This is a genomic window from Actinacidiphila sp. bgisy145 (assembly GCF_057708125.1).
This window is the reverse complement of sequence record NZ_JBYIRL010000040.1, coordinates 1-14,503: the sequence shown is the minus strand read 5'-3', so window position 1 is coordinate 14,503 and position 14,503 is coordinate 1. Positions and strand designations below refer to the sequence as shown.

The 14,503-nt window shown below is 72.8% G+C and carries 12 protein-coding genes; 8 read left to right on the top strand and 4 right to left on the bottom strand.

Translation table 11 applies throughout. From position 1 onward, the window contains the following. Positions 1-57 precede the first annotated feature (57 nt). The 4 genes from AC3ERT_RS29260 to AC3ERT_RS29245 all read left to right on the top strand — a co-directional run bounded on the left by AC3ERT_RS29260 (position 58) and on the right by AC3ERT_RS29245 (position 4,640). The gene (locus AC3ERT_RS29260; RefSeq protein WP_335972104.1) at positions 58-1,140 is read left to right on the top strand and encodes a LacI family DNA-binding transcriptional regulator; all 1,083 of its coding nucleotides are present in this window, start codon (positions 58-60) and stop codon (positions 1,138-1,140) included. 83 nt (positions 1,141-1,223) lie between these two features. Beyond that, complete coding sequence (locus tag AC3ERT_RS29255; protein WP_435177771.1) at positions 1,224-2,462, top strand: sugar ABC transporter substrate-binding protein; 1,239 nt, start codon at positions 1,224-1,226, stop codon at positions 2,460-2,462. Positions 2,463-2,529: 67 nt separating this feature from the next. Next, positions 2,530-3,765, top strand: a complete 1,236-nt coding sequence (locus AC3ERT_RS29250; RefSeq protein ID WP_435134986.1) for a carbohydrate ABC transporter permease — start codon at positions 2,530-2,532, stop codon at positions 3,763-3,765. After that, the gene (locus AC3ERT_RS29245; RefSeq protein ID WP_335972099.1) at positions 3,762-4,640 is read left to right on the top strand and encodes a carbohydrate ABC transporter permease; all 879 of its coding nucleotides are present in this window, start codon (positions 3,762-3,764) and stop codon (positions 4,638-4,640) included. The genes AC3ERT_RS29250 and AC3ERT_RS29245 overlap by 4 nt, the downstream gene beginning before the upstream one ends. Positions 4,641-4,695: 55 nt before the next feature. Here AC3ERT_RS29245 and AC3ERT_RS29240 read toward each other — a convergent pair whose 3' ends face one another. From AC3ERT_RS29240 to AC3ERT_RS29230, 3 genes are all read right to left on the bottom strand, one after another. After that, complete coding sequence (locus tag AC3ERT_RS29240) at positions 4,696-5,550, bottom strand: vWA domain-containing protein (RefSeq protein WP_435177769.1); 855 nt, start codon at positions 5,548-5,550, stop codon at positions 4,696-4,698. Positions 5,551-5,693: 143 nt separating this feature from the next. Continuing rightward, positions 5,694-6,548 carry an SCO6745 family protein gene (locus AC3ERT_RS29235; protein WP_435134990.1) on the bottom strand — a complete coding sequence of 285 codons (855 nt, stop codon included), beginning with the start codon at positions 6,546-6,548 and terminating at the stop codon, positions 5,694-5,696. A gap of 129 nt (positions 6,549-6,677) precedes the next feature. Beyond that, entirely contained in the window at positions 6,678-7,244 is a 567-nt protein-coding gene (locus AC3ERT_RS29230; protein ID WP_335972096.1) for a TetR/AcrR family transcriptional regulator, read from the bottom strand. Between the two features lie 112 nt (positions 7,245-7,356). Between AC3ERT_RS29230 and AC3ERT_RS29225 the strand changes: the two genes are divergently transcribed. Continuing rightward, entirely contained in the window at positions 7,357-8,325 is a 969-nt protein-coding gene (locus tag AC3ERT_RS29225; RefSeq protein WP_435177767.1) for an SDR family NAD(P)-dependent oxidoreductase, read from the top strand. A gap of 87 nt (positions 8,326-8,412) precedes the next feature. On the opposite strand, the gene AC3ERT_RS29220 is transcribed toward AC3ERT_RS29225, so the two are convergent. After that, positions 8,413-10,242 (bottom strand): APC family permease, encoded by a 1,830-nt coding sequence (locus AC3ERT_RS29220; RefSeq protein ID WP_435177765.1) that lies wholly within the window; start codon positions 10,240-10,242, stop codon positions 8,413-8,415. A gap of 138 nt (positions 10,243-10,380) precedes the next feature. On the opposite strand from AC3ERT_RS29220, the gene AC3ERT_RS29215 reads away from it, so the two are divergent. The 3 genes from AC3ERT_RS29215 to AC3ERT_RS29205 form a co-directional block, all read left to right on the top strand. Beyond that, positions 10,381-10,998, top strand: coding sequence for a TerD family protein (locus tag AC3ERT_RS29215; RefSeq protein ID WP_435177763.1), 618 nt, complete (start codon positions 10,381-10,383; stop codon positions 10,996-10,998). 317 nt (positions 10,999-11,315) lie between these two features. Beyond that, positions 11,316-12,188 carry a lysozyme gene (locus tag AC3ERT_RS29210; protein ID WP_435177761.1) on the top strand — a complete coding sequence of 291 codons (873 nt, stop codon included), beginning with the start codon at positions 11,316-11,318 and terminating at the stop codon, positions 12,186-12,188. Positions 12,189-12,489: 301 nt separating this feature from the next. Beyond that, a partial coding sequence (locus AC3ERT_RS29205) for a S53 family peptidase (RefSeq protein WP_435177759.1) occupies positions 12,490-14,503 on the top strand: 2,014 nt, incomplete at its 3' end.

The following is a 14,503-nucleotide window of genomic DNA, read 5'->3' as shown; positions in this document are numbered from 1 at the left end:
CAGCGACGCGTGGACAACGCGCTGCCGCGGAAGCTCGGACGACGAGGGAGGCCGTAGGTGGCGCGTGGCAAAGCCGCAGGTGGCGGTGGGGGCAAGCCGGTGACGCTGGCCATGGTGGCGCAGCGGGCCGGGGTGTCGGCGCAGACCGTTTCCAATGCGCTCAACTCCCCCGACCTGCTCGCGGGCGAGACCCTGGAGCGGGTCCGCCGCGCCATCGCGGACCTGGACTACCGGCCGAGCCAGGCCGCCCGCTCGCTGCGCACCCGCTCCAGCCGGCTGATCGGCTACGGCGTCGCCCCGACCCCGCCGAGCATCTCCACCTCCGTGCTCGACCGCTTCCTGCACGCGCTGTCCGACTCCGCGGACTCCGCCGGCTACCGGGTGCTGCTCTTCGCCGCACCGGTCGGCGCCGACGACGAGCAGGAGCGCTACGACCAACTGCTGCGCGACCACTCGGTGGACGCGTTCGTGCTCAGCAACACCTACCGCGGCGACCGGCGCCCGGCGTGGCTGGCCAGGCGGGAGATCCCGTTCGTGGCCTTCGGCCGGTCCTGGTCAGCCCGCGACATCGGCGACTGGGTCGACGTCGACGGCGCGCACGGCACCGCCGAGGCGGTGGACCACCTGGTCGCGGCCGGCCACCGCCGGATCGGGCTGCTCGGCTGGCCGCGCGGCTCCGGCTCCGGCGACGACCGGGCGCGCGGCTGGCGCGAGGCCATGGAGCGGCACGGGCTGCCGGTGCGCGGCCTGCGGCAGGCCGCCGAGGACGACGCGACGGCGGCCCAGCAGGCCGTGGCGCCGCTGCTGGACGGCGGCAACGCCGTCACCGCCGTGGTCGCGGTCAGCGACACCCTCGCGCTGGGCGTCTACCGGGCGCTGCGCGAGCGCGGCCGCACGCCCGGCACCGACGTGGCGGTGGTCGGCTTCGACGACTCGCCGGCGGCCGCGCTGCTCTCGCCCAGCCTGAGCAGCCTGCACCAGCCGCTGGAGGAGGTCGGCCGGGCCTGTACCCGGCTGCTGGTCCACCGGATCGAGCACCCGAAGGCCGAGCCGCAGCGGCTGCTGCTCCCCCCGGAGCTGGTGGTCCGGGAGAGCTCCGCCCCGCACCCCGGGCCACCCGCCCACCCGCACCCGGCCTGACCGGCACCGCCCCCACCCCGCCTGACCGGCCCCCGTCTTCCGCACCCGCCCGCCGCTATCGGCACCTCCCCTTCGGAGTGATGATGAACGTACGCAGAGCCGCCCCCGTCGCCTTGTGCGGCGCCCTCCTGCTGGCCGGTTGCTCGTCGAATTTCGGCAGCGACTCCAGCAGCAAGCAGGACAGCGGGGGCAAGCAGCACCTCACCGTGATGATCGGCTCGTCCGGCGACGCCGAGACCAACGCCGTGAAGGCCGCGGCCGCCGCGTGGGCGAAGCAGACCGGCAACACCGTCACGGTCACCGCGGCCCAGAACCTCGACCAGCAGCTCGGCCAGGCGCTGGCGGGCGGCAAGCCGCCGGACGTCTTCTACGTCGGCTCCAGCACCTTCGCCAACTACGCGAAGGGCAACTCGCTGTACGCGTACGGCGACCAGCTGTCGTACCAGGACGACTTCTCCGACTCGCTGCGCAAGTCCTTCTCCTACGACGGCAAGTTCGTCTGCGCGCCCAAGGACACCTCCACGCTGGCCCTCGCGGTCAACACCAGGATGTGGAAGGCGGCCGGCCTGACCGCGGCGGACTACCCCACCACCTGGGACCAGTTGGAGAAGGTCGCCAAGAAGCTCACCACCGCCAAGACGAGCGGCCTGGTGGTCGACGCCTCCTACAACGAACTGGGCGTCTTCATGAAGCAGGCCGGGGGCTGGATCACCAACGCCGGGCAGACCGAGGTGACCGCGGACAGCGCCGCGAACGTGCAGGCGCTGACCTACGTCAAGAAGCTGCTGAAGGAGGGTGCGCTGAAGTTCCCCAAGCAGGTCGACACCGGCTGGGGCGGTGAGGCGCTGGGCACCCAGAAGGCCGCGATGACCATCGAGGGCAACTGGCTCACCGGCGCGATGAGTTCGGACTACCCGTCGGTCGACTACAAGGTGCTGTCGCTGCCCGAGGGGCCGGCGGGCAAGGGCACCCTGTCGTTCAGCACCTGCTGGGGCATCGCCAACAAGAGCGCCCACCACGCCGCGGCGGTCTCGCTGGTGAAGGCGTTCACCGCGGTGCCGCAGGAGCTGACCTTCGCCGGCGCCTACGGTGTGCTGCCCTCCCGGACCAGCGCGCTCGCCTCCTACAGCGCGAAGTACCCGGCCGACAAGGCGTTCGCCGACGGCGCCTCCTACGGGCAGGGGCCGGTGACGATCCCCGGGTTCACCAAGGTGCTGACGCAGTTCGACACCGATCTGAGCGGGCTGGCGAGCGCCGACCCGAAGACGATCCTGGCGAGCTTGCAGAAGAACGGCGCGGCGGCGCTGAAGTCGGCCGGCTGACGCGGGCGGCGAACGGTTCGTGGGACCGGTGGCACCCGGCCAGCGGGCAGCGGGAAAGGGCAGGAACATGCGCAAGGAGCAGCAGGGCGGCGCCGCGGCCGTCGCACTGCCCGCGGCCGGCCGGACGGGGACGGCCGGACCGGGCGGACCGGACCGCGGGAACGGACCCGGCGGGCCGGGCGGGAGCGGCGGACCGCACGGGGCCGGCCGGCGGAGGAAAGCGGCGGGGCCGACCCGCGGCAGCCTCGCCGCCCGCCACCACGGCCGCTGGGGCTGGCTGTTCGTCAGCCCGATGGTGATCGTGCTCGGCCTGTTCCTGCTGCTGCCGATCCTGATGGCGCTGTGGGTCAGCCTGCTGCACTGGGACGGCCAGTCCGACCCGTTCAGCTCGGCCGCCGACTTCGTCGGGGTGCGCAACTACACCGACCTGTTCGGCAGCAGCGGCGGGCTGACCCACCAGCTGTTCATGATCTCGCTGCGCAACAACCTCTACTACGTGCTGCTGGTGGTGCCGCTCCAGACCGTGCTGGCCCTGGGCCTGGCGCTGGCGGTCAACAGCCGCCGGCTGAAGCGCAAGGGGCCGCTGCGCACCGCGTTCTTCTTCCCGTCCGTCACCAGCTCCATCGCGATCTCCACGGTGTTCCTCTTCCTCTTCCAGGGCAGCGGCGCGGTCAACGCGCTGCTGAAGTGGGTGGGCATCACCGGACCGAAGTGGTTCACCGACGCGCACGGCCTGGTCTGGTCGGTGCTGGGGGCGGTCGGCCTGGTCGACCCGGACCAGCCGGTGCACGCGCTGGCCGCGCACGGCCTGTTCGGGCTGTCGTGGTGGGACTGGCTGGCCGGGCCGTCCATCGCGATGTGCACGATCATCGTGCTGGCGATCTGGACCACCTCGGGCACCTTCATGCTGATGTTCCTCGCCGCGCTCCAGGACGTGCCGGCCGAACTGGAGGAGCAGTCCCGGGTGGACGGCGCCACCCGCTGGCAGTCGCTGCGCCACGTCACCCTGCCCGCGCTGCGCCCGGTGATCTTCCTGGTGCTCACCCTCGGGCTGATCGGCACCTGGCAGGTCTTCGACGCGGTGTACGTGATGAGCCAGGGCGCCCCCGGCAACACCACCCTCACCCCCGCCTACCTGTCGTACACCTCCGGCTTCCAGGACAGCGACTACGGCCACGCGGCCGCAATCGCGTTCGTCCTGCTGGCGATCATCATGCTGATGACGCTGGTGCAGCGGGTGCTGCTGCGGGAGCGCGGCGAGCACCCCGGCCGCGGCCGCCGACTCCTCGGGAGGAACCGATGAGCGTCATCCACAGGAATCCCGCGCGCAGCCGGCGCCCCTCGCTGGGCACCGTCCTGATCCTCGCCGTGTCCACCCTGCTGGGCCTGGTCTACGTCCTGCCGTTCGTGATCCAGCTGGTGACGTCCTTCAAGACCGACCCGGACGCGGCGGCGCACCCGCTGTCGCTGCTGCCGAACCCCTTCACGCTGGAGTCCTACCGGCGGCTGTTCGGGGGCAGCGGGGGCGAGTCGATCCCGTTCACGCGCTGGCTGGGCAACTCGGTCCTGGTCACCGTCCTGATCACCGGCGGCCGGGTGTTCTTCGACTCCCTCGCCGGATACGCCCTGGCCCGGCTGGACTTCCGCGGCCGCAACCTGCTCTTCAACGGCCTGCTGACGGTCATGTCGGTGCCCGGCGTGGTGCTGCTCATCCCGAAGTTCCTGGTGCTCAACCAGCTGGGCATGTTCGACACCTACGCCGGCATGGTGATCCCGCTGCTGGTGGACGCCGCCGGGGTGTTCATCATGCGGCAGTTCTTCCTGTCCGTGCCGAAGGAGGTGGAGGAGGCCGCGCGGATGGACGGCGCCGGGATCTTCCGCACCTACTGGTCGGTGGTGCTGCCGATGGCCCGCCCGGCGCTGATCACGCTGACCATCCTGTCGTTCCAGTCGTCCTGGAACGAGTTCACCCACTTCCTGGTGGCCACCCAGTCCCCGCAGTACGAGACCCTGACCACGGGCCTGGCCCGCTTCGTCTCCGGCAGCCTCAGCGCGGGCACGCAGTACCCGCTCAAGCTCACCGCGGCGCTGCTGGCGACCATCCCGGTGGCCGTGCTCTTCTTCGTCTTCCAGCGCCACTTCGTGCGCGGCGCCAACTCCGGCTCCGTCAAGGGCTGACCGCCCGGCTCCCCGGCCGCCCGATCACCGGCCGCCCGATCCCCCGGCCGCCCGGTCAGCGCGGGAGGATGCCGGCGGCGGCGGCCGCGGTCAGCCAGGCGGGGTACTCCGCCAGGAGGCGGTCGTAGAGGTCGGCGTCGGAGATCTCCTTCGGCGCCGCGCCGACCGGGAAGAAGCCGGCGTTGTCGACGGCGCGGCGGGCGGGCACCGGGAGGTCGTCGAGCCTGCGCAGGAAGCGGAACTCGTCGTCGCCGAAGCCCACGAACTGCCAGAAGACCGGGAGTTCCGCGGCCGCGCACAGCACGCGTTCCGCCGCCGCGCGCGAGGTCGGCGACCCGTCGGTCTGGAACACCACGAACGCCGGGTCCTTCGCCCCGGACGCCCGGTAGTGCGCGATGACCTCCTCCATGGCGAGGTGGTAGTTGGTCCGCCCCATGTGGCCCATCGCGTCGTGCAGCGTGCCGATCCGGTCGCGGTAGGAGTCGAGGCCGATCTCGGCGGTGCCGTCGATCCCGGTGGAGAAGAAGACCACCGGCACCACGCCGTCGTCGTCGAGGTTCGCCGCCAGCGCCAGGGTCTGCTCCGCCAGGTGCTGCACGGAACCGTCGCGGTAGTACGGGCGCATGCTGCCGGACCGGTCCAGCACCAGGTAGACGGCGGCCCGGCGGCCGTCCACGCGGTGCTTGGCCAGCGAGACCGCGGCCTGCTTGTAGAGGCTGACCAGGCCGGGCGCCCGGTCGGCGACCTTCCGCAGGCTGATCGCGGCGCCGGAACCCGCCGGCTCGGCACCCGCGGTGCCGGAAGCGGTCCCGGATTCCGCGGTGCCGGATTCCGCGGCGGCCGTCCCCCCGGGCCCGGCCGCCCCCTTGCGGAAGCCGATGCGCAGACGTTTGCGGTAGTCGATGGCCATGTGCCGTGATTCTGCTCCAACCGGCCCGGCACCGCCCGCCGTTCGTACGAAGATCCCACGTGCTCCCGCGCCGCGCCGCCACAGCCGCCGCACCGGCCGCGCCCGCCCCGCCCGTCACCGGCGGGGCGGCGCGGGTCCGCCGGCTACTTCGGGGCCGAGAGCCCCGCGGGGAAGGCACCGCTCTGGGCGGCGGCACGGGTCAGGCGCGAGGCGATCTCGGTCAGGCGCGCCGTACCCGCCTCGCCGAGGTGGCGGTAGGGGTCGGCGGCCAGCCGGTCGGTGGTGTCCTCGATCTCCTGGCGCAGCGCGGTGCCCGCCGGGGTGAGGGCGCCGTCCGCGTCGAGCAGCCCGCGCTCGCGCAGCCGCTCGCACCCGGCGTCCCACTCCTCCTGGCTCCAGCCGCGGGTGGCGCGGGCGAACTCCGGAGCGGAGCCCGTGCCGGTCGCGGTGTGGGTGATCAGCGCTTCCAGGCCGTCGAGTCCGGCCGCGGCCAGCGCGGTGACGTGGCCGTCCCCGCGGTGCTCGCGCAGCAGGCCGCCGCAGTGCCAGAGCGCCGCCTGCGGCGACTTCGGTATGTCGAGGTCGGCGTGGGCGCCGTACAGCGGTCGGCCGGGCACCGCGCACGCCTCGACGGCGGTGGTCGCCAGCGCTGCGGCCTCGGCCACCTCGGGGTCGTCGGCGGCGTCCGCGCCGAGCACCCGGGTCAGCGCCGCCTCCACCGCGCGCAGCCGCGCGTCGAGTACGGCCTCGGGTGCGGCGGCCTGCCACGCCCGCGGGATGAACCGCGCGATCAGCGCGGGGTTGAAGTTGTAGAAGGCGGCTGCCACGGTGCCGGGGCCCACGGCGCCCATGGCCGCCGCGCGGCTGGCGAAGTAGCCCATGCCGCCGGGTTCCAGACCGATCGCGGTGTACTCCCGCTCGGCCTCGGGCGCGAAGTAGATCAGCGAGTGCAGCGGGTTGAGCGCGTTGTGGCACTGCCGGGTGGCCTCGAGTGTCATGCCGCCATCGTAGGGGCGGCAGACCGGAAATCTACCAGTGAGTACAACCGCGGCCGCGGCCCAACTCATGATCTTCGAAAGGAAGTTGGCCGAGCGCGCCGGTCGGGGGCCGGGCACCGGCCCCGCGCCTCACCCCGCGACCAGCGCCGCCACCGCGTCCACGACCACCTTGCGGCGCCGCTCCGCGCCCTCGCCGGCCAGCCGCGCGTCGAACTCCGGGGTGTTGGCGCTCCAGAAGCCCGAGAGGTGCAAGACCAGGCCGAGCAGTTCCTCCGCGCTGAACCGGGTGGGCAGCAGGCCGCCGCGCTGCGCCGCCGCGACCGCCTCGATCTTCGCCGCGTTGCTCTCCAGCAGCACCGGGATCAGGGTGCCGCTGCCGGCCCGCTCCAGCCGGTACCAGGTCGCGAGGCGCTGCACCCACGGCCGCCGCTCGTAGGAGTCGAAGAGCCGGCCGGCGTACTCGGGCAGGTCGGCCGCGTCGATCGGCACGGCGTCGACGGTCTCGCGGCACATGGCGTCGAAGACCGCGTCGAACAGGCCGTCCTTGCTGCCGAAGTAGTGGTAGATCTGCGCCTTGTTGCTCTGCGCCGCGGCGGCGATCCGGTCCACCCGGGCGCCCGCGATGCCGTAGGCGGCGAACTCCTCGGTCGCCGCGCGCAGCAGCCGGCGCCGTGTCGCCTCCGCGTCCCTGTTCATGACACCCAGCCTATCTACTAACCGGATAGTTGACAAAGGTCCCGGCGAGGAGTCTCATGGAGTTACTAATCAACCGGTTAGTCAGTAGCCCTCTCCCGAGCGGAGCCCCGCCATGACCTCCCCGTCGACCCCGTCCTCCCCGTCCGCCCCATCCCCCTCGTCCTCGCCGTCCGCCGCGGCCCCGGAACCCGCCGCACTCCCCGAGTCCGCCGTCTTCCTGGTCAGCGGAGCGTCCCGCGGCCTCGGCCGCGAGATCGTACGGGCCGCCGCCGAGGCCGGCCACCGCGTGGTGGCCGGCGTCCGCTCCCCCGACGCCCTGGCCGACCTCACCGAGCACTACGGCGACCGCTTCGCCGCCGTCCCGCTGGACGTGACCGACGACGCTCAGGTCCGGGCCGCCGTCCGCACCGCCGTCGACCGCTTCGGGCGGCTCGACGTGCTGGTCAACAACGCCGGGTACGCCAACGTCGCCGCCGCCGAGGACACCGCCTTCGACGACTTCCGCGCCCAGATCGACACCAATCTGCTCGGCGTGGTCCGGCTCACCCAGGCCGCGCTGCCGGTGCTGCGCGAGCAGCGCTCCGGACACATCGTGCAGGTCTCGTCCGTCGGCGGCCGGCTGGCCACCCCGGGCCTGGCCGCCTACCAGTCCGCGAAGTGGGCCGTCGGCGGCTTCTCCTCGGTGCTCGCGGCCGAGGTGGCCCCGCTCGGCATCAAGGTCACCGTGCTCGAACCCGGCGGCATGTCCACGGACTGGGCCGGCTCCTCGATGCGGATCGCCCCGGTCCGGCCGGAGTACCGGGCGACCGTCGGCGTCATGGCCGAGCGGCACGGCTCCGGCGCCGTGACCAGCGCCAGCGACCCCGCCAAGGTCGCCCGCCTGCTGCTGGAGGTCGTGGAGATGCCCGAACCGCCGCTGCGGCTGCTGGTCGGCACCGACGCGTTCCGCTACGCCACCGCCGCCGGCCGCGCCCTGCTCGCCTCCGACGAGGAGCACCGCGAGCTGAGCGAGTCCACCGCGGCCGACGGCGCCACCGCGGCCGAACTCGACCCGCTGGGCCACGGGCCGCAGCACGCCTGAGGCCGCGCCGCGGTACGAAGGACGGGCCGGCGCGACGGACGGGCCGGCGGACGGACGTACGGACCTGACCGCGTGACGGACGGGCCGTCAGATGCGCAGCCGGTACGGCAGCATGCACACGACGACGTCGGTCCGCGCCCGCAGCACCGTGGCCAGCAGGATGCCGCGCTGGTTCTGAAGGATCTTGTAGCGGCGGTGCCGCGGCTCGACCTCGGGGATGAGCACCGCGACCTGCTGCCCGTCCGCGGCGAGCCGTTTGACGTATCCGACCACGGGCTCGACCAGGGAGCGGTGCGGGCTGTCCACGATGTCCAGGCGCACCCCGGGCTCCCACTGCTCCCACGCCCGGCGCAGCGCGTCGGCCCGCTCCGGGTCGGCGTGCACCGCGAGCGCGACCACCTCGTCGCCGAGCGAGAGGGCGGCGGTCAGCGCGTACCGGGCCACCTCGCTGACCTCGCCGACCGGCACCACCACCAGCCCGGGGCCGCCGCGCGCCGGGGGCGCGGGCACCTGGCCGAGGCGGAGTTCGGCGCGCACCTCGTCGTAGTAGCGCTCCACCCGGCTGAACATCAGCATCAGCAGCGGCACCACGAGCACCACCACCCAGGCGCCCTCCAGGAACTTGGTGCTGAGCAGCACCACGCCGGCCACCGTGGTGAGCGCCGCGCCCAGGCCGTTGACCCACACGTGGCCCAGCCAGCCGGGGGGCCGCGTGGACCGCCAGTGCCGGACCAGGCCGATCTGGCTGACGGAGAAGCCGATGAAGACGCCGATCGCGTAGAGCGGCAGCAGCCGGTGGGTGTCGGCGCCGACCGCGATGAGCAGCAGCGCGGCGAGGAGGGCGAGCGCGACCACGCCGTAGCGGTAGACCGGGCGTTCGGCGCGCAGCCCGAAGATGTGCGGCAGCCGGTTGTCGCGTGCCAGCAGGCTCATGAGCACCGGCAGGCCGCCGAAGCTGGTGTTGGCGGCGAGTCCGAGCACCAGGGTGACCACGAGGTTGGTGGCGGTGTAGGGCCAGCCGGTGCCGTACGCGCCGGCGGTGAGCTGCGCGAGTACGGTCACCCCGCCGCGCGGCACCACGTGGTCGCGGTGGATCAGCACGGACAGGCCCACCAGCATCAGGCCGAGCAGTCCGCCGAGCATCAGCTCGGTGCGCTGGGCCCGCCGTACCCGCGGCGCGCGGAAGGCCGGCACCCCGTTGGCGATGGCCTCGACACCGGTCAGCGCGGCGCAGCCGGCCGAGAACGCCTTGAGCACCAGCAGGACGCCGAGGGTCTCGGTGACGTGCACGTGTTCGCGGCTGCCGACCGAGGCCGCGGGGTGGCCGCGGACCAGGCCGACCGCCACGACGCCGAGGATGCCGAGCACGAACAGCACGGTCGGCAGCATCAGCACCCGGGCGCTCTCGGCGACCCCGCGCAGGTTGACTGCGGTGAGCAGCAGCAGGCCGAGCAGGCACACCTCCAGCAGGTGGGAGTGGAGCGCGGGGTAGGCGGAGGCGAGCGCGGCGGCGCCGGCGGCCAGGCTCACCGAGACGGTCAGCACGTAGTCGACGACCAGGCTCGCCGCGGCCAGCAGGCTGGTGCGCGGCCCGAGGTCCCGCTTGGCGACCGCGTAGGCGCCGCCGCCGTCGGGGTGCGCCGCGATCACCTGGCCGTAGGAGACCACCAGCACCGCGAGCAGCGCGGTGATCGCCAAGGCGATCGGGGTGGTGGCGGCGATCGCCCCGGTGCCGGCGGTGACCAGCACCAGCACGATCGCCTCGGGCCCGTACGCGACCGAGCTGAGGGCGTCGAGCGAGAGTGCGGCGAGCCCGCCGAGGCTGGTGAGCCGCTCCTTCTCGGTCGCGCGGTGCCCTTCTCCGGGCCGCAGCGGAACCCTGGGCCGCAGGTGGCGGCGGGCCAGCCCGTACATCATGAGCACCTCACGGTGGGCGTTTTGGTCGCTTTGCCCGTTCAGTGTGGCCGCCGGGCCCGCCCGGGCACCCCGGGACGCGCGGGGCGCCGCCGCGTACCGGCCGGCGCCGCGTCCGCCGGCCGGTGGCCGGAAGGCGTTGTGGGAAGTGGACAGGCCGGTACGGACCGGGGGTTAATCGAAAGAGCACAGCAGTTCGTGACGGCGCGTCGGGGTGGGAGGCGTGTGATGACCGGCCTCAGCAAGGGGATCGAGCGGGTCGAGGTGCGGTTGCGGTGGGACCCGAGCCCGCCGGGTGTCCCGCAGAGCGACCTGGACGTGATCGCGGCGGCCTTCCAGGTCGGCGCGGAGCACGGCGAGCCGGCCTACCTGGTGCACTTCGACAGCCGGGCGCCCGACGGCACCATGTGGCTCAACCGCGACAGCAAGGACGGCAAGGGCCTCGGCTTCGACGAGGTGATGACCCTGGAGCTGGACCGGCTCGGCGCGCAGTACCGCAGGGTCGTGGTCGGCGCGATGATCCAGCAGCGCTACGGGCGGCTGGAGTTCGGCATGGTGGACGACCCCGGCTACCAGATCGTCAGCGGCTGGACGGTGCTCGCCGAGGGCGACCTCGACCACCTGGGCACCGCCACGGCCGCGACCTTCGCGGAGTTCACCCGCGCCGAGTCCGGCGCGTGGAGCTTCCACCCGCTGCTGTGCGGCTACGCCGCCGACCCGGACACCTTCGGCCACCTGATGGGCCGCCCGCCGGCCTGACCGCCCGTCACCGCCCCTCGCCACCCCCGCCTCCGCGCCTCACCCGCGCGTCGCGATGTCCATACAAGCCGTACATACGACCGTAGATACGTATGTCTGTACGGATGTATGCGCACAGTCGCGATCCCCGGCGCCACCCGCGCCGACGTGGCCTTTTGCCTTCCCGCGGCACCGAACTGCCCGGCGCCGCTCACCCGTACGGCCCCACGGGAGTGACCGTGATGCCCCGCGCGTCCAGCGCCGGAGCGCCGCATCGCTCTGGTCAAATGGCGCATATGGGGCACAAGGGAAGCAAAGCCACACCCATGGAGGCAGTCATGCGGGACGCCGGGCACAGCGCGCGGGGGCGGAACGGCGTACGGAAGTCGGCACTGGCGATCGGATGCACGGCGGTCGCGCTCGCGGGAGTCCTGGCCGCGCCCGCCGGGCCGGCCGACGCGATCGGCGGCGCGCCGCACGTGCGCGGCGCGCTGCTGCACCCCGAGCGCGACTGGATGGGCTCGTCGATCGCCGCCCACGAGGGCCGTGCCGGGACCGCCCCGGTCGCCGCGAGCACCACGGGCACCCGCACCCCCGGGTTCGACGTCAGCAACTGGCAGGGCACCGTCGACTGGCCGGCCCAGTACCGCAAGGGCGCCCGGTTCGCGTACATCAAGGCCACCGAGGGCACCACGTACAAGGACCCGAAGTTCAACGCGAACTACACCGACTCCTACTACGCGGGCTTCATCCGCGGCGCCTACCACTTCGCCCGCCCGGACAACTCCGGCGGCAAGGCGCAGGCGGACTACTTCGTCGCGCACGGCGGCGGTTGGTCCAAGGACGGCAAGACGCTGCCGCCCGCGCTGGACATCGAGTACCCCTCCGGCGCCGCCTGCTACGGCCTGAGCAAGAGCGCGATGGTCAGCTGGATCAAGGCGTTCGTCGACGAGGTGCACGCGAAGACCACCCGCTGGGCGACGATCTACTCCACCACCGACTGGTGGACCCGCTGCACCGGCAACACCCCGGTCTTCGCCGCCAACGACCCGCTGTTCGTGGCGCGCTACGCCTCCAGCGCGGGCAAGCTGCCGGCCGGCTGGCCGTTCTACAGCTTCTGGCAGCACGCCGACTCCGGCACCTTCCCCGGCGACCAGGACTACTTCAACGGCCCGCTCAGCGGTCTGCGCAACCTCGCCGACAACACCTGACGTCCACCGAACGTATCCGGACCCGGGGTGGCCCGACACCGCTGTCAGGATGGGCGGTTCACCCGGGTCCGACCGCATTCGACCGGGCGCCGATCGTCGGTTTTCGGTAAAGCGGCACCGCTGAGCGCCCATACGCTATTCCCACAACGCTCACGTGGCGTGCACACTACACCGCGGGTGTGGGTCGTGAACGAGCGTGCGGTACAGGGCCCGTGCCCGCCGTTCCCTGCTCACGGACCATCACGTTGGAGTCGTCATCACCCACATACACGCACCCCGCAGCGGCAGAGGCCGCGCCGGAGTGGTCGCGGCCGCCTCACTGGCCCTGCTCTCCGGTTCGCTGCTGATGGCCGCGCCCTCGCAGGCGTCGACCCCGGCCGCCTCCGCCAAGACCATCACCGGCTCGCACCCGGCGTGGGCCACCGCGTCGGCCGACGCCGGCGCGGTCCCGGCCGCCACCGAGATCACCGGCACCGTGTACCTCGCCGGCCAGGACCCGGCCGGGCTCACCGCGTACGCGACGGCCGTCTCGGACCCGGCCAGCGCGAGCTACGGCAAGTTCCTCACCGCCGCGCAGTACCAGGCCCGGTTCGGCGCCACCAAGGCGCAGATCGCCGCCGTGCAGAAGTGGGCGGAGGACGCCGGCCTGAAGGTGGTGGGCACCACCTCGCACGCGATCACCGTCAAGGGCACCAACGCCGCCCTCACCAAGGCGTTCGGCACCGGCGAGCGCCAGTACAAGGTGTCGGGCGAGCTGCGGCACGCGCCGGCGAAGGACGTGAAGGTCCCGGCCTCGGTCTCCAGCGCGGTCCTCGGCGTCAGCGGCCTGGCCTCGACCGGCAGCAACGTGGCGCAGCCGGACTCGCACAAGGTCACCGCGGACACCGCGACCGCCAAGAGCACCAAGAGCACCGCGGCCGGCAAGGGCGACACCACCTTGCCCACCACGGCGACCTGCTCCGCGTACTGGGGCGAGAAGACCGCCAAGGGCGCGCCGGCCGGCTACACGAACAAGGACGTGCCGTTCGACCAGTGCTCGCTGTACCCCTCGCAGATCCGCAAGGCGTACGGCATCACCGCCACCGGGCTGACCGGCAAGGGCGCCACGGTCGCGATCGTCGACGCCTACGGCAGCTCCACCATGGAGGCGGACGCCGACCAGTACGCCACCAACCACGGTGACAAGGCGTTCAGGAAGGGCCAGTACACGGAGTACGTCGACTCCTCGCAGTGGACGAACCAGGACCTGTGCGGCGGCCCCGACGGCTGGGCGCCGGAGGAGGCGCTGGACGTCGAGATGGCGCACGGCCTCGCGCCCGACGCCAACGTGGTCTACGTCGGCGCCAACTCCTGCACCGACGACGACCTGCTGGCCGCGATCACCAAGATCGTCGATCACCACCTCGCCGATGTCGTCTCCAACTCGTGGGGCGAGATCATGCACACCACGGACGACGCGGACGTGACCGCGACGGAGATCGCGGCGTACGAGCAGGTCTTCCAGCAGGCCGCGATCGAGGGCATCGGCATCGGCTTCTCGGCCGGCGACTGCGGTGACAGCAGCCCGCTGGCGGCGGCCACCGGCGCCAACTGCCAGACCGACACCTCGCGCGCCCAGGCCAACTGGCCCGACTCCGACCCGTGGGTGACCTCGGTCGGCGGCACCGCGCTGGCGCTTTCGGACAAGAGCGGCAAGTACGGCTTCGAGACCGACATGGGCACCACCCGCTCCTCGCTGTCGGCCGACGGCAAGAGCTGGACCCCGGCCGCGGCTTCGGCGCCGTTCTACTTCGGCGGTGGCGGCGGCACCAGCGAGGACTTCGCGCAGCCCGGCTACCAGCGCGGCGTCGTCCCGAGCACCCTGTCGCACACCCTGATGACCGGTCAGAAGACCAGCCAGGCCAAGCGGGTGACCCCGGACATCTCGATGGTCGGCGACCTGTACACCTCGGTGCTGGTCGGCATCTCCGACGGCGCGGACTACAGCGAGGGCGGCTACGGCGGCACCAGCGTCTCGTCCCCGGAGTTCGCTGCGGTGCAGGCCGACGCGATCCAGGGCGCGCACCACGCGATCGGCTTCGCCAACCCGGCGATCTACGCCCGCTCGCACCTGACCACCGACGTGGTCGACAAGCAGGCCCAGCACAGCAGCACCCCGCTGAGCAGCGTCTACGACGCCGGTGTGGTCAACGGCAACCTGATCGTCCGGCTGATCGGCTTCGGCCAGGACACCTCGCTCAACGCGGTGCACGGCTTCGACGACGCCACCGGCGTCGGCTCGCCGAACGCCACCTACCTCCGGTCGTTCCGCTTCT

Bases quoted from the DNA above. Each gene is read 5' to 3' on its own strand.
- AC3ERT_RS29255 (WP_435177771.1), top strand. From the start codon at position 1,224: ATGAACGTACGCAGAGCCGCCCCCGTCGCCTTGTGCGGCGCCCTCCTG.
- AC3ERT_RS29250 (WP_435134986.1), top strand. From the start codon at position 2,530: ATGCGCAAGGAGCAGCAGGGCGGCGCCGCGGCCGTCGCACTGCCCGCG.
- AC3ERT_RS29245 (WP_335972099.1), top strand. From the start codon at position 3,762: ATGAGCGTCATCCACAGGAATCCCGCGCGCAGCCGGCGCCCCTCGCTG.
- AC3ERT_RS29240 (WP_435177769.1), bottom strand. From the start codon at position 5,550: ATGGCCATCGACTACCGCAAACGTCTGCGCATCGGCTTCCGCAAGGGG.
- AC3ERT_RS29235 (WP_435134990.1), bottom strand. From the start codon at position 6,548: ATGACACTCGAGGCCACCCGGCAGTGCCACAACGCGCTCAACCCGCTG.
- AC3ERT_RS29230 (WP_335972096.1), bottom strand. From the start codon at position 7,244: ATGAACAGGGACGCGGAGGCGACACGGCGCCGGCTGCTGCGCGCGGCG.
- AC3ERT_RS29225 (WP_435177767.1), top strand. From the start codon at position 7,357: ATGACCTCCCCGTCGACCCCGTCCTCCCCGTCCGCCCCATCCCCCTCG.
- AC3ERT_RS29220 (WP_435177765.1), bottom strand. From the start codon at position 10,242: ATGATGTACGGGCTGGCCCGCCGCCACCTGCGGCCCAGGGTTCCGCTG.
- AC3ERT_RS29210 (WP_435177761.1), top strand. From the start codon at position 11,316: ATGCGGGACGCCGGGCACAGCGCGCGGGGGCGGAACGGCGTACGGAAG.